The 17102-nt window shown below is 71.1% G+C and carries 15 protein-coding genes; 7 read left to right on the top strand and 8 right to left on the bottom strand.

The window, feature by feature from the left end; all coding sequences use genetic code 11:
• Window positions 1-113: 113 nt before the first annotated feature.
• Complete coding sequence (locus VG296_RS26140) at window positions 114-1343, top strand: PP2C family protein-serine/threonine phosphatase (protein WP_325570190.1); 1230 nt, start codon at window positions 114-116, stop codon at window positions 1341-1343.
• A 121-nt stretch (window positions 1344-1464) separates the two neighbouring features.
• Window positions 1465-2499, top strand: a complete 1035-nt coding sequence (locus VG296_RS26135; protein ID WP_325570188.1) for a LacI family DNA-binding transcriptional regulator — start codon at window positions 1465-1467, stop codon at window positions 2497-2499.
• Between the two features lie 39 nt (window positions 2500-2538).
• Here the strand turns inward: VG296_RS26135 and VG296_RS26130 are convergent, their stop codons facing one another.
• From VG296_RS26130 to VG296_RS26105, 6 genes are all read right to left on the bottom strand, one after another.
• Window positions 2539-2793 (bottom strand): hypothetical protein, encoded by a 255-nt coding sequence (locus VG296_RS26130; protein WP_325570186.1) that lies wholly within the window; start codon window positions 2791-2793, stop codon window positions 2539-2541.
• Window positions 2794-2869: 76 nt separating this feature from the next.
• The gene (locus VG296_RS26125) at window positions 2870-3823 is read right to left on the bottom strand and encodes an isopenicillin N synthase family dioxygenase (protein ID WP_325570184.1); all 954 of its coding nucleotides are present in this window, start codon (window positions 3821-3823) and stop codon (window positions 2870-2872) included.
• 75 nt (window positions 3824-3898) lie between these two features.
• Entirely contained in the window at window positions 3899-4414 is a 516-nt protein-coding gene (locus VG296_RS26120; RefSeq protein ID WP_325570183.1) for a mycothiol transferase, read from the bottom strand.
• Window positions 4415-4503: 89 nt separating this feature from the next.
• Window positions 4504-4773 (bottom strand): hypothetical protein, encoded by a 270-nt coding sequence (locus tag VG296_RS26115; RefSeq protein ID WP_325570181.1) that lies wholly within the window; start codon window positions 4771-4773, stop codon window positions 4504-4506.
• Entirely contained in the window at window positions 4770-5120 is a 351-nt protein-coding gene (locus VG296_RS26110; RefSeq protein WP_325570179.1) for a hypothetical protein, read from the bottom strand. Before VG296_RS26110 ends, VG296_RS26115 begins: the two co-directional genes overlap by 4 nt.
• A gap of 99 nt (window positions 5121-5219) precedes the next feature.
• On the bottom strand, window positions 5220-5813 hold the full coding sequence (locus VG296_RS26105; RefSeq protein WP_325570177.1) for a hypothetical protein: 594 nt from the start codon (window positions 5811-5813) through the stop codon (window positions 5220-5222).
• A 152-nt stretch (window positions 5814-5965) separates the two neighbouring features.
• On the opposite strand from VG296_RS26105, the gene VG296_RS26100 reads away from it, so the two are divergent.
• From VG296_RS26100 to VG296_RS26090, 3 genes are read left to right on the top strand one after another with little or no spacing between them, the layout of a single operon-like run.
• Window positions 5966-6517, top strand: coding sequence for an AAA family ATPase (locus tag VG296_RS26100; protein WP_325570175.1), 552 nt, complete (start codon window positions 5966-5968; stop codon window positions 6515-6517).
• 51 nt (window positions 6518-6568) lie between these two features.
• The gene (locus VG296_RS26095; protein WP_325570173.1) at window positions 6569-6814 is read left to right on the top strand and encodes a helix-turn-helix domain-containing protein; all 246 of its coding nucleotides are present in this window, start codon (window positions 6569-6571) and stop codon (window positions 6812-6814) included.
• 1 nt (window position 6815) lies between these two features.
• Window positions 6816-7346 carry a Clp protease N-terminal domain-containing protein gene (locus VG296_RS26090; RefSeq protein ID WP_325570171.1) on the top strand — a complete coding sequence of 177 codons (531 nt, stop codon included), beginning with the start codon at window positions 6816-6818 and terminating at the stop codon, window positions 7344-7346.
• On the opposite strand, the gene VG296_RS26085 is transcribed toward VG296_RS26090, so the two are convergent.
• Together VG296_RS26085 and VG296_RS26080 are read right to left on the bottom strand one after the other, a co-directional pair.
• A complete protein-coding gene (locus VG296_RS26085; protein ID WP_325570168.1) occupies window positions 7343-7864 on the bottom strand; it encodes a GNAT family N-acetyltransferase in 522 nt (173 codons plus the stop codon). The genes VG296_RS26090 and VG296_RS26085 overlap by 4 nt on opposite strands.
• A 113-nt stretch (window positions 7865-7977) precedes the next feature.
• Entirely contained in the window at window positions 7978-10491 is a 2514-nt protein-coding gene (locus VG296_RS26080; protein WP_325570166.1) for a Tex family protein, read from the bottom strand.
• Window positions 10492-10643: 152 nt separating this feature from the next.
• Between VG296_RS26080 and VG296_RS26075 the strand changes: the two genes are divergently transcribed.
• Window positions 10644-13868 (top strand): S41 family peptidase, encoded by a 3225-nt coding sequence (locus VG296_RS26075; protein ID WP_325570164.1) that lies wholly within the window; start codon window positions 10644-10646, stop codon window positions 13866-13868.
• On the top strand, window positions 13861-17100 hold the full coding sequence (locus tag VG296_RS26070) for a S41 family peptidase (RefSeq protein ID WP_414641137.1): 3240 nt from the start codon (window positions 13861-13863) through the stop codon (window positions 17098-17100). Before VG296_RS26075 ends, VG296_RS26070 begins: the two co-directional genes overlap by 8 nt.
• Window positions 17101-17102: the final 2 nt, after the last annotated feature.

Raw genomic sequence — 17102 nt, 5'->3', positions numbered from 1 at the left:
CGTAGGCCGACCACCCGCGCGCATTACTCGCTCCGGGGGATTTCCGCAGTCCAGGGGCGTGCCGGTGGCGGGAAGATCGCCAGAATCGATCTTCGTTCCATATACTTACCGTGATGCCACGTATGCCGAGAGCTCGCCCACGCCTGGCCGCGCGGTGGTCGGCGAGTCGTCTCGGCCGATTCACCGACCGGCTGCTGGACGGCGATGCCCGGGCCGGGCAGCCGGTGTTGGGGCTGCTCGTGGCGATAGTGGCCGTGCTGACCTGGGGGTCGATCGCGGTGCCGCGGTGGGACCCGCCGTCCTCGCTGGTGTTCCCCGTACTGCTCGGCGGCGTGCTGCTCAGCCGGACGCGGCAGCTGCTGCTGTTCGCGGCCGTGCTCGGCGCGATGGGAGTCGACGCGGCGCTGCGTCACCCGGGCGGCGTGACGGCCGGAACCGCCATCGTGGTCGTGCTGCTCGCGCTCACTGTGCTGTTCACCTCGCGGATAAGGCTGCGGCTCGGACTGCGCGGCCACCGGGCCGAGATGCTGCTGCTGGAGCTGCGGGACCGGCTGCAGCCCGACGCGGCACCGGCCGACGGCCTGTCCGGCTGGAGTTCGACGCACGCGCTCGTTCCGGCGGGCGGCGCGCGCTTCTCCGGCGACTTCCTGATCTCGTGCGCGCCGGAGTTCCCGGGCGTGCACGTGGCGCTCGTGGACGTCTCGGGCAAGGGCAGCCGCGCGGCCGGGCGTGCGCTGCAGCTGTCCGGCGCCCTGTGCGCGCTGCTCGACGCCATACCGGCGGACGGATTCCTCGAGGCCGCGAACGACTACGTGATACTGCGCGGCTGGGAGGAGAACTTCGCCACCGCGATCCACGCGAGTCTGGACCCTGAGACGGGCAGGTTCGAGGTCTACAACGCCGGTCACCACCCGGCCGCGCGCTGGCGGCAGCGGGAGCGGCGCTGGGAGCTGATGGGGGCCGGGGGCGCGGCGCTCGGCCTGCTGGCCGGCGAGCGGTATCTGCCGTCGGAGGGCGAACTCGAGCCCGGCGACGCGCTGCTGCTGTTCACTGACGGCCTGATCGAGCGGCCAGGACAGAGCCTGGAGGCGGGTACGCGGCGGCTGCTCGCCGCGGCCGAGCGGCTGTTGACAGAGGAGTGGGTGCTCTCGCCGTCGGCCGGCGAGCGGCTGGTGCGTTCCGTCGCGGCGGACGGCGGCGACGACCGCGCGGTACTGCTGCTGCGGCGCGATCCGGCCGGGGCGTTCATCCATCCGCCCGCGGCGCGGCGCGAGCTTCTCAGCGGTCTGCCGCTCGACCGCGCGGCGACGGTTCCGGTGGCGGCGCGGACGCTGGGCACGTAGTTGGAGATACGGGCCCGATACCGGCCCGTATCCGGACTCTTGCCAGGGTGTGACCAATGTGCCACATTCCTGTTACGCGCCGGACCCACCCGGCGGGGGGAGCAGGGAAGAGGAGGCCGTCGTGCCCGCTGCCCACCCGCCGGCTGCCCGCGCCCGGCTCGAGGACGTCGCGCTGCTCGCCGGCGTCTCCCCCGCCACCGCCTCGCGCGTGCTGACCGGTTCCGCCCAGGTCAAGCCGGAGACGCGGCGTCAGGTGGAACGCGCCATCAGCGAACTGGGATACGTCAGGAACCGCGCCGCGCGCACCGGGGGCGGGGGCCGCAAGGCCGGATCGATCGCGCTGGTCGTGTTCGAGGACAGCCTGCGCATGTTCACAGACCCCTTCTTCGCCCGGCTGATGCACGGCGTCGGCGGCGCGCTGGCAGTGGCGGACGTGCAGCTCGTGCTGCTGAGCGTGCGTTCCGCGGCGGAGTGCCGGCGCAGCGCACGCTTTCTGCGCGAAGGCCACGTGGACGGCGCGGTGTTCGTGAGCCTGCACGGCCAGATGCCGGTGGACGTGCGCGGCCTCGGCGTGCCGGTGGTGTACGTGGGCAGGCCGGTGCGCGACGCCGAAGCCGCCTCGTACGTGGACGCGGACAATATCGGCGGTGCCGAGGCGGCGGTCCGGCACGCGCTGTCCGCCGGACGACGGACCGTGGCCACGATCGCGGGCCCGCCGGACATGGCCGTGGGCCTGGACCGGCTGCGCGGCTATCGCAAGGCCCTGGCCGAGACGGGGCCGCACCGCGCGGATCTGGTGGCGTACGGCGACTTCTCCGCCGCGTCCGCCGAGCATGCCGTATACCGGCTGCTCGACCGCCGCCCGGACGTGGACGCCGTCTTCGCCACCTCGGATCTGATGGCCACCGGCGTGCTGCGCGCGTTGCGCAGGACCGGCCGCCGGGTGCCGGGCGACGTGGCGGTCATCGGTTTCGACGACGCCCCGCTCGCCCGGCACACCAGTCCGCCGCTGACCACCGTCCGGCAGCCGGTGGAGGAGATCGGCGCCCGCGCCGTGGACGAACTGCTCGGCCTGATCGGCGAGGAGCGGCCCGCGGCGCAGCCGCCGCGCCGGGCCGTGTTCGCCACCCAGCTGATCGTCCGGGCTTCTGGGTAACTTCTGGGTGAGCCGCCGAGTTTGATCTACTGGGTTGAACTACTGAGCGCGCGGCGGCTTCCTGCGTCCGGAGTCCGAGTCGAGGACCTCTTCGGCCGCCGCGCCCTCCAGCTCCCAGTCGGCCCGGAGATCCGAGCCCGGGTCGCGGGCACAGTCGTGGTCGACGTCCTGCCGCGGGTGCTTCCAGTGCCCCTCGCCCTCGATCAGCTCGGCCGGGGAGTCGGGCACGCGTGGGGCCTCGAGCGTGCCGCCGGGCGCGTCGTGATGCTGGTGCCTGAATGGATTCTTCATCATTGAATCAATCCCTGGTGATTACCACCTGTGTCCCCCGGGACTTCAGACTAGCCCAGCGTCGGCAAGATCGCCTTGTTCAGTTGACCGTCGCGGCCTCTGACCGTTCGAGGTAGAAGTCGGCGGTGCGCACCGGCGGGTAGTCCTGCCGGCGGCTGATCGGCGCGGGCAGCGTCGTGATCTCGAGGTCGAAGTCCGCCTCCAGGAACACGATCAGCGAGATCAGCTCCTCGCCCGGCGACTGTCGCGGCGGCGGGAGCACGCGGTGCCGGGTCGAGCGCCAGCGGTTGCCCGTCCAGCGTTCCAGCAGGTCGCCGACGTTGATGGTGAACGCGTTCTCCACATGCGGCGCGTCGATCCAGGCTCCGTCGAGCGTCTGGATCTGCAGGCCGCCGTAGCCGACCTGCCGGTCGAGGATCGTGAGCATCCCCCAGTCGGTGTGCGGCCCGACCCGGAACTGCCCGTCGAGCGGCACGCCGGTCTCGCTGAGCGGCGGATACCGGTTGACGTTGAAGGTGTGGGGCGAGTTGCGGCTGCGCACGACGAGCCAGTCCTCGTCCAGGCCGAGGGCCACGGCGCAGATCCGCAGCAGTTCCTCGTTCAGCGCCCGAACGGCCTGCGCGTACTCAGCACACAGCCCGGCGAGTTCGGGCACCTCGTCCGGCCATACGTTCGGCTTGAACCAGGCCTCGTCCAACGCCGGGTCTCCCGTGCGGTGTTCGCGCCCGATCGTGTAGCTCTCCTTGAGATCGGCCCGCGCCGCGTCCGCCTCGACCCCGTAGAAGGCGTTCGCCTCCTTGCCGATCGGAATCCATCCGCGCCCGCTGACCGGCGCCGTGTACGGCAGCTTCCGCTCGGCGGGCAGCGCGAAGAACCGCTTCGCCGCCGCACGCACCTCGGCACGCAGTTCGACGCTCACGCCATGCCCGGAAACCATCAGGAACCCGGACTCCTGCAACGCCGCGTCGGTCTCGGCCGCCACGGCCTCCCGGTCGCCCGCACGCCAGCGGTTCAGATCAATGAGCGGGATCATGAGGTCATCGTAGAGCGGCATCGTGACGACATGATTTCGCCGGGAGTTTCGGCGGGCATCTCGGCAGGCCTGTCGTCAGCCGCGGCGATCGAGGACGCCGCTGATGAACTGGGCCTGCCCGACGTGCATCATCGTGTCGCCGACGACGCTGATCAGGCGCACGGCGAGGGTCACCGCCGGGTCCCAGGAGCGGTCCACGACGCGGTCGAAATCCGCGTCGGTCAGGCCCCCGACGTAGCCGACGGTCTGCTGGTGCACGCTGTCGTGGTAGTCGAGCAGCAGTTTCGGGTCCTCGACACGCACCGCGGCGACCTCGGCGCTGGTGTGGCCGTAGCCGATCGCGCGGCGGTCCAGCGGCAGCCCGAACCGCTCCTCGAAACCGTCGCGCAGCCACACCTGGTCCAGGCCCGCGGCCTCGGCGATGTGGTCGTCCTGAACCCGCGTCAGATGCCAGAGCAGCCAGGCGATCGAGTTCGCCTCCGGGTCCAGTCGCGCGTGCACCTGCTCGACGGTCAGGCCGGAAACCACCTCGTGCACGGCCTCCTGCACCCGGCCGAAGGCGTCCACGAGCAGTTCGGCTCCGGTGGTCATAGACACTCCTTCGTGACGGTCCGTCTCGGCTGGCACCACGCTATCGAACGCTACCGAAACGGACCGACAAATCCTTCAGTACGCCGCGCTCAGCCCGTCGGCGTGCCGAGGCGCTCCGCGTATCGCTCGCAGGACTCAGCCAAGTCCGTGCAGCGCTGGACCAGACGCGACAGTGACGCCGCCGAGTTCGAAGACGACAGTGCCCGCCACTTCTGCTCGAACGCGTCCACGACCGCGCCGCTGTTGTTCGAGGTCAGGGCGCTGGCGGTTCCTCCCGCGTCGGCCCACGCGTCCTGCGCCGACTCGGCCAGCGCTCGCCAGGCATCCGCCGCCGCGTACGCGCGCTCCGCGTTGCTCATCGGCGCACACCGTTCGGGTCGAGGATCGCCGCGAGCCGATCGTGCAGCGTGGAGAAGGAATCCGCACAGGCTTCGTCCGCCCCCGCGTACGACGCAGAGGTGTCCGCAAGCTGCCCGGCCATCGCGCGGAGCGCCTGTTCACACGAGGTTGCGAGGTCGGCCGCCTCGCGCCAGTCCCCGAGGTATTCGTGCTCGAACTCCTCGTCGTGGCCCCAGAACGGCCCGTCGCCCTCGAGCGCGTCGACGGTTCGCCCAAGCGCCGTGGACAGTCCGTCCGCCGCCCGCTCGAATCGCGGTGCCGCCGCTGCGAAGTCCGCGGGTGCGGCCTCGAATCCGCCTACTGCCATGATCTCTCCTCCCGGTCGGGTCGCGCAGAGACGCTATGCGACCGGGAGGGTGATCACGCCGCGAGGTCACCGGCGCCGGGCGTGTCGCCGCAGATCGGATCAGTAGTTGCCGCCGCCGTTGCCGCTGGTGGTGGACGACGAGCCGGTGGGCGCGGAACTGCCGCCGGCCCTGGCGCCGGTCGGGGTCACGGCCCACCACTTGCCGCCCGAGAGGCTGAGGCCCTGGCCCGAGGCGGTACCCGGGCCGGAGTCCCCGGCGTAGGTGTAAACCGGCCAGCCCGCGATCGTGAGCTGCTTGCTGCCGTCCGATCGGGTGAACTCGCCGACCAGGCTGGCCTTGACGCCCGTCACCGCGGGCGTGCCGCTCCCCGTGACCACGACCGGTGGCCAGTAGGTGGCACAGGTGCCGGTGCAGTTGCTCTTGGACGGGCTCGCCGAGTCGACGTCGAAGCGGTAGACGGTGCGGCCCGAGCCGGTCGTGACGATCTGGCCGAGGCTCGAGTTCGTGGTGACGGCGAGCGCGGCCGCCGAGGACGGGGACATGGTCGACGAGCTGCTCGATCCGGACGTGGTGCCCGTGCTGGTCGACGTGGTGGACGTGCCGGAGGAACTGCATGCGGCGGCAGCGGCGAGAACCAGCGCTGCGGGCACGGCGAACAGCACGGCACGGCGGGTACGGACAACATGGCGCATCGGAGTGCTTCCCTTCCCATGGTCGGCCGTCACGACGGCCGGGGAGGACGAGGTGCCCTCTCTCCTCCCTGCCACGGATCGGACCCGGGGCCGGTTCATGAAGAGTTCAGACGGCGACTCCGGGAAGGCCCGCGGCTGGTAGGTTTCGGCAGGTGGAGAGCGCCAGGCCGACGCTGATCGTGATCAGCGGCCCGCCCGGCTCGGGCAAGACGACCCTCGCCCACCGCCTCGCCCGGCGCATCGGCTGCCCCGCGATCTGCCGCGACGAGATCAAGGAAGGCATGGTCCTCGCGTCGCCCGGGTTCGAGGCAGCGGAACGCGACGAGCTCAACCTGCGCACGCTGCCGACGTTCTTCGCGACCCTGCGTCTACTGCTGGACGCGGGCGTGACGACGGTCGCCGAGGCCGCGTTCCAGGACCACGTCTGGCGGCCCCGACTCGAACCCCTGCTGGAAGTCGCCGACGTGCGCATCGTGCAGTGCATCACCGACCAGGCGGCGGCGCACGAACGTATCAGGCTTCGTGGAGCGGCCGAGCCGACCCGAAAAGCGCACTCAGAAGCCGAAGCGCACAGGCTGCTGGGGTCGGACTTCGTTCGCCTGGCACTCGACGCCCCCTCGCTCGCGGTGGACACCACTGACGGATACGTCCCCGACCTCGAGTCCATCGCGTCGTTCGCGACAGCCCGCTCCCGCTCCCGCTAGCGTTGTCAGGATTGCTTGACGCCCTCGAGGATGTCAGGTTACCTTGACGCCATGAACGCTGCGGAGACGCCGGCGACCGCGCTGGCGGCACAGGTGACCGACAAGGATCCGGCCGTCGGCCTGCGGGCGGTGCTCGAGCTACGCCGCCTGCTGGAGGAGCTCGAACGTCTGCACGTGGACAGCGCCCGCGCGCAGGGCTGGTCCTGGCAGAACATCGCGACCGCCCTGCAGGTGAGTCGCCAGTCCGTCCACGAGAAGCACGCCGCCCGCCGCAAGGCCACAGGCTTGGAGAGCTGACATGACCGAAGTGACCACCGTCTACGACCGATTCACCGAGCTGGCCAGGCGCGCCCTGGTCGCCTCGCGGGACGCCGCCGCCTCGCTCGGCCACGACGTCATCGGCACCGAGCACCTCCTCCTCGGCGTCGCGCAGACCGCAGGCACCGCGAGCGAGGTCCTGCGCGCGCAAGGCCTCGAACTCGGCCAGATCCGCGCCGAGGTGGCCCGTCAGTCGACGGCGACCACCGGCCGTAACCCGAAGGACGCCCTGTCCACGCTCGGCATCGACATCGACGAGATCCAGCGCCGCGCCGATGAGACCTTCGGCCCCGGCGCGCTCAAGTACCCTCGGCCGCCGTTCTCGCTGGACGCGAAGCAGGTGGTCAAGGAATCACTTCTGCAGGCGACGGCGGCGGGGCAGCAGCACATTGACACCGAACATCTGCTCCTGGCCCTGCTCGTCAGCGGAGGCACCGCCGTCAGCGTGCTGACCGCCTTGGGCACGGACCCGGAGCAGCTGCGCCGATCCATCCTCGAACGCGGCGCCTAGGAGCGTGGGTCCGTATTCGCTGCAGTGTCGGTCCAGTCGATCTTGTAATACTTCAGCTGCTCGTCTTCTGCGGTCAACTGCATTCCGGCTGCGGTCATGACGTGCTGGGACGCGATGTTGCCATAGGTAGTGTCGCCTCCCACGCAGGTGACACAGCGTGCGCGCGCGAACGCCAGCAACGCGCGGAGAGCCTCGGAGGCGTATCCGTTGCCGCGCGCCGACGGGATGAGGCCATAGCCGATCGTGACGCTGCCGTTCTCATCCGGAGTTCCATGGAAGCCCACGCCACCGATGGCGTGCCCGTCCTCGCGGCGACGGATCTCGTAGTTGCCGAACGGCCGGGGATCGCCGGTGTTCGTGCAGGTGTCCAGGAAGCGTTTGGCCGCGAACACATCGCCCTCGGATGGGTATCCGGGCGCCCAGCGGGCCGCGTCATCCGGCTCACCGGTCACAACGCGCTCCGCCTCGCTGACGCTGATCGGATGAAGCACCAGCCGCGCTGTCTCAAGATTGTCCATGACGGGCAGGAGTATCACCCGCGATGGCCGGGCCGCCATGGAAATACCCAGCCTGACCGCGCCACGCCTCGGCTACACCGGCCCGAACGGACTCGCCTCGCGAGCGGGGCCTGTTATTTGACGAGGCCGGCGCGGCGGAGGGCGTCGGCGAGGGCGGTGTCGGCCCCTCCCCCGGCTCCGGCGGAGCCGCCGTTGTCCCGGCCTCGGTTGCGCTCGCCGCCACCGTTGCCACCGCTGTTGCCACCGCCGTTTCCGCCGCCCTTGCCGCCGCCGCCGTTTCCGCCGCCACCGTTGCCGCCGCGCTGCTGGCGCGGGGGACGCTGGCCGCCGTCGCGGCCGTCCCTGGCACCGCCGCCTCGGTTGCCGTCGCGGCCGCCGCCGCGGCCGGAACCTGCCTCGTCGTCCAGACGGAGAGTGAGGGCGATGCGCTTGCGGGCTGCGTCCACGTCCAGGACCTTGACGCGCACGACGTCGCCGGGCTTGACAACCTCGCGCGGGTCGGTGACGAAGTTCTTCGACAGGGCCGAGACGTGGACCAGGCCGTCCTGGTGCACGCCGACATCGACGAACGCGCCGAAGGCGGCGACGTTGGTGACCACGCCCTCCAGGATCATCCCCGGCTCCAGGTCCTTCAGCTCGTGCACGCCCTCCTTGAAGGTGGCCGTCTTGAACTCGGGGCGCGGGTCGCGGCCGGGCTTCTCCAGCTCCTTCAGGATGTCGGTGACGGTCGGCAGACCGAAGGTGTCGTCGACGAACTCCTGCGGCTTCAGACCGCGCAGCGCCTTCACGTTGCCGATCAGCGTCCTGATGTCAGAGCCCGCCGACGTGACGATCCTGCGGACGACGGGGTAGGCCTCGGGGTGCACCGACGAGCTGTCCAGGGGGTCGTCGCCGTCCGGGATGCGCAGGAAGCCAGCGCACTGCTCGAAGGCCTTCGGGCCGAGGCGCGGGACCTGCTTGAGCGAGTCGCGGGTGCGGAAAGGGCCGTTGCCGTCGCGGTGCGCGATGATCGCCTTGGCCAGCGATTCGCCGATCCCGGAGACCCGGGTGAGCAGCGGCACGCTGGCCGTGTTCACGTCCACGCCGACGCCGTTGACGCAGTCCTCGACGACCGCGTCCAGCGAGCGGGAGAGCTTCCCCTCGGCGAGGTCGTGCTGGTACTGGCCGACGCCGATCGACTTCGGGTCGATCTTCACCAGTTCGGCGAGCGGGTCCTGCAGGCGGCGGGCGATGGAGACGGCGCCGCGCAGCGAGACGTCCAGCTCCGGCAGCTCCGCCGACGCGTACGCGGACGCCGAGTAGACCGAGGCGCCGGCCTCCGAGACCATCACCTTGGTCAGCTTGAGCTGGGGGTGCTTGGCCATCAGCTCGGCCGCGAGCTGGTCGGTCTCCCGCGACGCGGTGCCGTTGCCGATCGCGACGAGGTCCACCTTGTGCTGCTCGGCCAGCTGGGCGAGGATCGCGATCGACTCGTCCCAGCGGCGGTGCGGCACGTGCGGGTAGATCGTGTGCGTGGCCACGACCTTGCCGGTGGCGTCGACGACCGCGACCTTGACTCCGGTGCGCAGGCCCGGGTCGAGGCCGAGCGTCGCGCGGGTGCCGGCCGGGGCGGCGAGCAGCAGGTCGCGCAGGTTGGCGGCGAACACCCGGACCGCCTCGTCCTCGGCGTTCTGCCACAGCCGCATCCGCAGGTCCACGCCGAGCCGGATCAGGATCCTGGTACGCCAGGCCCAGCGGGCGGTGTCCAGCAGCCAGCGGTCGGCCGGTCGGCCGAGGTCCTGCAGTTCGAAGCGCTGGGCGATGCGCACCTCGTAGCCGGACCGCGCCTCAGTGGCGTAGAACGCTCTGTTGAGCGGCTCGGCGTCCTCGGGCTCCGGGTCGAAGACGAGGTCGAGCATCTCCTCCTTCTCCCCGCGGAACATCGCGAGCGCGCGGTGCGAGGGGATCTTGGTGAGCGGTTCGGCGAAGTCGAAGTAGTCGGCGAACTTCGCGCCCGCCTCCTGCCTGCCCTCGCGCACCCTCGAGACCAGCCGGCCGCGCGCCCACATGCGCTCGCGCAGCTCGCCGGCGAGGTCCGCGTCCTCGCCGAAGCGCTCGACGAGGATCGACCGGGCGCCCTCCAGCGCCGCGGCGACGTCCGCGACGCCCTTCTCGGCGTCGACGTACGCCGCGGCCTCCCGCTGCGGGTCCAGGTTCGGGTCGGCGAGCAGCGCGTCGGCCAGGGGTTCGAGGCCTGCTTCGCGGGCGATCTGCGCCTTGGTGCGCCGCTTCGGCTTGAACGGCAGGTAGATGTCCTCGAGCCGCGCCTTGGAGTCGGCGGCGAGGATCTGCGTCCTGAGCTCGTCGGTCAGCTTGCCCTGCGATTCGATCGACTCGAGGACCGCGGCCCGGCGCTCCTCGAGCTCGCGCAGGTAGCGCAGCCGCTCCTCGAGGGTGCGCAGCTGGGTGTCGTCGAGGCCGCCGGTGACCTCCTTGCGGTACCTGGCGATGAACGGCACGGTCGAGCCCTCGTCGAGCAGCCCCACCGCGGCGCGCACCTGGCCGGGGGCCGCCTGAAGCTCCTCGGCGATCCGCAGGTTGATGGCCGTGGCCGTGCTGAGCTGGGCCGCTGTGTCCGGTGCCGACATCTCGTCCTCGTTCCAACCGTCTCCGTGCTTCGGCCGCCGTGCCGGAGGCCGGTTGGCAGCCTATCGGCTCGCGGCGACAATGACGGCTCAGAACCGGCGGGCTGCGTAAGGTCGCGATCGTGGCTGACTCTTCATACTTACGCTTCCCGCACGTGACCCGCAATCTGCTGACGTTCGTGGCCGAGGATGATGTCTGGCTCGCCCCGCTCGACGAGGCCCGGGCGGACGGGGCGCGCGCCTGGCGGCTGACCTCGGACCGCGCGCCCGCGACGCACCCGCGCCTGAATCCCTCGGGCACCCACCTCGCGTGGAGTTCGACGCGAACCGGTGCGAGCGAGGCCTACGCGGTGGCGGTGGACGGCGGACCGATTAACAGGTTGACGTACTGGGGCAAGGCCGGCACCGGGGGCGACGGAGTGCGCGGGTGGCTCTCCGAAACCGAGGTGCTGGTGACCGGCTGGCCCGCGTCCTGGTCGCAGAAAAAGGTATGGGCGTACGCGGTGCCGCTCGCCGGACCCGCCCGGCAGTTGCCGTACGGCCCGACCGCCGACGTGGCGGTCTCATCGGACGGTGCGGTGCTGCTGAGCCCGATCTCCAATCGGGAGCCCGCGCACTGGAAGCGCTACCTCGGCGGACGCGGCGGCCAGGTCTGGTACTCCCCGGACGGCACCGAGTTCACGCGGATCCTGCGCGACGTGGGCAATCACATCGTCAATCCGATGTGGGTGTCCGGGCGCGTCGTGTTCTTGTCAGACCACGAAGGCGTCGGGGCGCTGTACTCCTCGCAGCCGGACGGCTCGGACGTGCGCCGACACACCGAGCTCGGCACGTACTACGCGCGGCATGCGACGACCGACGGCGTACGCGTCGTCTATCAGAGCGCGGGCGACCTGTGGCTGCTCGAATCCCTCGACGCCGAACCGGTCAAGCTCGACGTCCGACTCGGCGGGGCACGCTCCGGGCGCTCGCCCTTCCCGGTGTCCACGGCATCAGGCCTCGGACACTACGCGCTGAGCACCACCGGCCGGGTGCTCGCGGCCGAGGTCCGCGGCACGGCGCACTGGCTGCCGGTCGAGCAGGGCCCGGCCCGCGCGGTGCTCTCCGAGCCGGGTATACGTGCTCGAATACCGCTCGTGCTGCCGGGCACCGACACCGTCGTGTGCGTCTCGGATTCGGACGGCGAGGACGGAATCGACTTCATCCCGACTGACGGCGGGCCGACCCGGCGGATCCTGACCGGTCGGCTGGGCCGGGTGCTGGAGCTCGCCGCGTCGCCCGATGCCAAGACTCTGGGCGTATCGAGCGATGACGGTCGGCTGATCACGGTCGACGTCGAGACCGGCACCGCGACCGAACTCGTCGAGAGCGAGTACACCGAGCCCACGGACCTGGTCTTCTCACCGGACTCGGCCTACCTGGCGTGGGCCGCACCGTGGACGTGGAACGGCCGCGTCACCTCGCAGATTCGGCTCGCGCGCCTGTCCGACCGCGAGATCGTGGACGTGACCCCGCAGCGGTTCAACGACTACTCGCCCGCCTTCACGCACGACGGCAAGTTCCTGGCGTTCCTCTCGAACCGCGTCTTCGACGCGAGGCACGACGCGCAGGGCTTCGACCTCAACTTCCCGCCCGGCGTCCGGCCGTACCTGGTCGGCCTGGCCGAGGCCACCCCGTCGCCGTTCGCGGCGGAGCTGGACGGGCGACCGGTGAAGGCCGCGGACGAGGAGAAGAGACACAGCGACAGCGAAAGCGGCGACGAGATCCTGCCGGTCGTGGTCGATTTCGAGGGTCTCGCGGCGCGGCTCGAGCCCTTCCCCGTGCCGGCGGGGCTGTATACGAAGCTGCGTCCGGTCAAAGACGGCGTGGTGTGGCTGGACGTACCGCACAGCGGCGAGCTCGGCGAGACGTACGCGCTCCCGGACGACGGCGAGAAGCCCAAGCCCGATCTCATGCGGTACGACCTGCGCAAGCGGAAGTTGTCGACCGTCGTCTGCTCGCTCGACTCCTTCACGGTCTCGGCCGACGGCAAGCGGCTGGCGTATCGCAAGAAGGGCGAGCTGACGGTCCGTCCGCTCAATGGCCAAGGCCAGAGCGAGAGCCAGAGCGACGAGCCGATCACCGTGGACCTGGATCGGATCCGCGTCACCGTGGACCCGATCGCCGAGTGGCGCCAGATGTATAGCGAGAACTGGCGGCTGATGCGCGACAACTTCTGGCGCGCGGACATGAACGGCGTGGACTGGGCCGCGATGGGCGCCCGCTACCGGCCGCTCGTCGAGCGGATCGGTTCCACGAGCGACCTGCACGACCTGCTGTGGGAGGTCGCTGCGGAGCTCGGCACCTCGCACGCGTACGTCATCGGGGCCGCGGAGTCGAGGGATTCGGCGCTGGTCCAGGGCGCGCTCGGCGCCGATCTGGAGCGCGATGAGGCGGGCCTGTGGCGGATCGTGCGCATCCTGCCGGGTGAGGACTCGGTCGCCGGGGGACGCTCGCCGCTGCTCGCGATGGGAGTGGCCGCGCGGCCGGGCGACGCGATCGTGGCGGTCGACGGCCGGCCGGTGGATCCGGCGCGCGGGCCGAACGCGCAGCTGGTCGGGAAGGCGGGAAAGCCCGTCGAACTGACGCTGCGTCGGGACGGAGCGGCGGACCGGCGCGTGGCCGTCACCCCGATCCGAGATGAACGTGTCCTGCGATACCACGACCTGATGCGGGCGCGGCGGGCGACGGTGCGCGAACTGTCCGGCGGGCGCCTCGGCTACGTGCACGTGCCCGACATGCAGTCTCCCGGCTGGGCCGAGTACCACCGCGACCTGCACACCGAGATCACCCGCGACGGCCTGATCTTCGACCTGCGCTCCAACAGCGGCGGCCACACCTCCGAGCTCGTCATCGAGAAGCTGCTCCGCAAGGTCACCGGCTGGGCGCTGCCGCGCCGCGGCAAGCCGTCCAGCTATCCGGAAGAGGCGCCGCGCGGCCCGATCGTGGCGATCTCGGACGAGTGCTCGGCCTCCGACGGGGACATCGCCACGAACGCCGTCAAGCGGCACGGCATCGGCCCGGTCGTCGGCACCCGCACCTGGGGCGGCGTGATCGGCATCGACGGCAGGTATTCACTGGTGGACGGCACCACGACCACGCAGCCGAAGTACGCGTGTTGGTTCGACGACAACGGCATGGGCATGGAGAACTACGGCGTGGACCCGGACGTCGAGGTTCCGATCACGCCGCAGGACTGGGCCGCGGGTCGCGATCCACAGCTCGAAACGGCCGTGAGACTGGCATTGGAGGCGTTGGAGCACACCCGCGCGGCAACTCCTCCTCTGCTGCCCCCTGCGCAGCGCAAAACTTTCTCGACGCAAAACCGTGAAGATGAATAGAGTCGGCGACGTGGCAGACAATCCTTACCTTCGATTTCCGCACTTGTCCGGAAACCTCCTGACGTTCGTCGCCGAAGACGACGTCTGGCTCGCACCGCTCGACGCGGCACGCGCGGACGGCGCCCGGGCATGGCGGCTGACCTCAGACCGAGTCCCGCCGGTCAGTCCCCGGCTCAACCCCTCCGGTACGCATGTGGCCTGGAGCGCGCCGCGGGAGGGCGCGCGCGAGGCCTATGCGGTGGAGGTGGACGGCGGCCCCGTCAAGCGGCTGACCTACTGGGGCAGCGACGGCTTCGAGACCGCGGGCGTACGCGGCTGGCTCTCCGACACCGAAGTGCTGGTCACCAGCTGGCACGGGCACCACGACGGCATGCACACCTGGCCGTTCGCCGTGCCGCTGGACGGCTCGCCGCGCGAGCTGCCGTACGGCTCGGCCGCGGACGTGTCCGTCTCCCCCGAGGGCGCGGTGCTGGTCGGCACCTCGACCTACCGGGAGCCCGCCAAGTGGAAGCGGTACGGCGGCGGTACCGGCGGCCGGATCTGGTACTCGCCGGACGGCACCGCGTACGAGCAGATCCTCACCGAGACCGGCAACCACCTGGTGAACCCGATGTGGGTGTCCGGGCGCGTGGTCTTCATGTCGGACCACGAGGGCGCGGCCGCGGTGTACTCGGCACTGCCGGACGGCTCCGACGTGCGGCGGCACACGGACCACGGCGCGTACTACGCGCGGCACGCCACGACCGACGGCACGCGCGTCGTCTACCAGTGCGCGGGCGACCTGTGGCTGCTCGAATCCCTCGACGCCGAACCGGTCAGGCTCAACGTGCAACTCGGCGGCGTGCGCTCGGGCCGTGCTCCCTTCCCGGTGTCGGCCAAGCAGAAGACGGGCGAGTTCGCCCTCTGCAAGACCGGCCGGATCCTCGCCGCCGAGGTGCGCGGATCCGCGCACTGGCTGCCGGTCGAGCAGGGGCCGGCCCGCGCGCTGCTCGACCAGCCGGGCGTGCGCGCCCGGATCCCGTTGATCCTGCCGGGGACCTCGACCGTCGTCTGCGTCTCCGACGCGGACGGCGAGGACGGCCTCGACCTCATTCCGGCCGACGGTGGCGAGACGCGGCGGATCCTGAGCGGTCAGCTGGGCCGGGTGCTCGAGCTCGTCGCGTCCCCGGACGCCAAGACCCTGGCCGTGGCCGGCGACGACGGCCGCGTGCTCACCGTCGACATCGAGTCCGGCACCGCGAGCGAGCTATCCCGCAGCGCGAACCGGGAGGCCAGCGGCCTGTCGTTCTCCCCGGACTCGGCCCTGCTGGCCTGGGCCGAGGGCTGGTCGCCGGGCTGGTCGTACCGGCACGTGCGGCTCGCGCGGCTGGCCGACCGCGAGATCGTGGACGTGACGCCGCAGCGGTTCGACGACCACTCCCCCGTGTTCACGAAGGACGGCAAGTACCTGGCGTTCCTGTCGAACCGCACCTTCGACCCGGTGTACGACGGGCAGCTGTTCGACCTCGGCTTCCTGCCGGGCATCCGGCCGTACCTGGTCACGCTCGCCGCGGACACCCCGTCGCCGTTCGCCCCCGAGCTCAACGGCCGTCCGGCCAGGTCGGAGGAGAAGGACAGGGACAAGGGATCGAAGGGTTCGAAGAAGGACGGCGAGGGCGAGGCGGAGGAGCCCGTCGAGCCGGTGCGCCTGGACCTCGAGGGCCTTTCCGGCCGCGTCGTGCCGCTCCCCGTCCAGGCGGGCGAGTACGCCGATCTGAAGGCCGCGGACGACGCGCTGCTGTGGCTCGACGTCCCGCGCACCGGCGAGCTCGGCGAGAGCCTGATCGGCGCCGAGGAGAAGCACCCGAAGCCCTCGCTGCAGAGCTACCACCTGACGAAGCGCAAGCTGAGCACGCCGGTCGAGGCGCTGGACGCCTACGCGGTCTCCGGTGACGGCACGAGGATCGCTTACCGCAAGGACGGCGACCTCACCGTCAAGGCCTTCGACGCCAAGGACGACGATGACGCGATCACCGTCGACCTGGACCGGATCCGCGTCGTCGTGGACCCGGTCGCCGAGTGGCGGCAGATGTACAGCGAGAACTGGCGGCTGCTGCGCGACAACTTCTGGCGCGCGGACATGGGCGGCGTCGACTGGGACGAGATCCACGCCCGCTACCTGCCGCTGGCGCTGCGCGCGGGCACGGGCGACGACCTGCGCGACGTGCTGTGGGAGGTCGGGGCGGAGCTCAACACCTCGCACGCGTACGTGCGCACCCCCGGAGCCGAGCGTTCCTCGGCGCAGTCGCTTGGCCAGCTCGGCGCGGACCTGGCCAAGGGCGAGGACGGCGTCTGGCGGATAGCCCGGATCCTGCCGAGCGAGACGTCGGTGTCCGAGGGCCGCTCCCCGCTGGAGGCGCCCGGCGTCTCGGCGCGGGCCGGCGACGCGATCGTCGCGGTCGACGGACGTCCGGTCGAGGCGGTGAACGGCCCGGCCGCGCTGCTCGTCGGAAAGGCCGACCAGCCGGTCGAGCTGACGCTGCGCCGGGACGGCGAGGCGGATCGCCGGGTCGTGGTCGTGCCGCTGGCGAACGACTTCGTGCTGCGCTACCAGGACCTGGTCCGCGCCCGGCGGGCGAAGGTGCACGAGCTGTCCGGCGGGCGGCTCGGCTACCTGCACGTGCCGAACATGGTGTCGTACGGCTGGGCCGAATACCACCGCGACCTGCACGTGGAGATGGCCCGCGAGGGCCTTGTCTTCGACCTGCGGGAGAACGGCGGCGGCCACACCTCGGAGCTGGTGATCGAGAAGCTGAACCGCAAGGTCATCGGCTGGGACGTCGGCCGCAACCAGCAGCCGTCCCGCTACCCGAACGACGCCCCGCGCGGCCCGATCGTGGCCATCACGGACGAGTTCGCCGGCTCCGACGGCGACATCGGCACGAACGCCTTCAAGCGCTACGGCCTCGGCCCCGTCGTCGGCACCCGCACCTGGGGCGGCGTCGTCGGCATCGACGGCAGGTACACGCTCGTCGACGGCACCGGCGTCACCCAGCCGAAGTTCTCGTTCTGGTTCGACAACGCCGAATGGGGCGTCGAGAACTACGGCGTGGACCCGGACATCGAGATCACCTACCCGCCGCACGACTACGCCGCCGGCCACGACCCGCAACTGGCGGAGGCCGTCCGGCTCGCACTCGAGGCCCTGGAGCAGCACCCCGCGGTAACCCCGCCGGCGATTCCGGAAGTCTGAGT

Origin of the sequence: Actinospica sp., from assembly GCF_035552695.1 — a bacterium.
Taxonomy (GTDB): Bacteria; Actinomycetota; Actinomycetes; order Streptomycetales; family Catenulisporaceae; genus Actinospica.
This window is presented reverse-complemented; position numbering and strand designations above follow the sequence as displayed.

Excerpts from the sequence above, each read along its gene's own strand:
- VG296_RS26140 (WP_325570190.1), top strand. The coding sequence starts at position 114 with ATGCCACGTATGCCGAGAGCTCGCCCACGCCTGGCCGCGCGGTGGTCG.
- VG296_RS26130 (WP_325570186.1), bottom strand. The coding sequence starts at position 2,793 with ATGATGAAGAATCCATTCAGGCACCAGCATCACGACGCGCCCGGCGGC.
- VG296_RS26125 (WP_325570184.1), bottom strand. The coding sequence starts at position 3,823 with ATGATCCCGCTCATTGATCTGAACCGCTGGCGTGCGGGCGACCGGGAG.
- VG296_RS26120 (WP_325570183.1), bottom strand. The coding sequence starts at position 4,414 with ATGACCACCGGAGCCGAACTGCTCGTGGACGCCTTCGGCCGGGTGCAG.
- VG296_RS26115 (WP_325570181.1), bottom strand. The coding sequence starts at position 4,773 with ATGAGCAACGCGGAGCGCGCGTACGCGGCGGCGGATGCCTGGCGAGCG.
- VG296_RS26110 (WP_325570179.1), bottom strand. The coding sequence starts at position 5,120 with ATGGCAGTAGGCGGATTCGAGGCCGCACCCGCGGACTTCGCAGCGGCG.
- VG296_RS26105 (WP_325570177.1), bottom strand. The coding sequence starts at position 5,813 with ATGCGCCATGTTGTCCGTACCCGCCGTGCCGTGCTGTTCGCCGTGCCC.
- VG296_RS26095 (WP_325570173.1), top strand. The coding sequence starts at position 6,569 with ATGAACGCTGCGGAGACGCCGGCGACCGCGCTGGCGGCACAGGTGACC.
- VG296_RS26090 (WP_325570171.1), top strand. The coding sequence starts at position 6,816 with ATGACCGAAGTGACCACCGTCTACGACCGATTCACCGAGCTGGCCAGG.
- VG296_RS26085 (WP_325570168.1), bottom strand. The coding sequence starts at position 7,864 with ATGGACAATCTTGAGACAGCGCGGCTGGTGCTTCATCCGATCAGCGTC.
- VG296_RS26080 (WP_325570166.1), bottom strand. The coding sequence starts at position 10,491 with ATGTCGGCACCGGACACAGCGGCCCAGCTCAGCACGGCCACGGCCATC.
- VG296_RS26070 (WP_414641137.1), top strand. The coding sequence starts at position 13,861 with ATGAATAGAGTCGGCGACGTGGCAGACAATCCTTACCTTCGATTTCCG.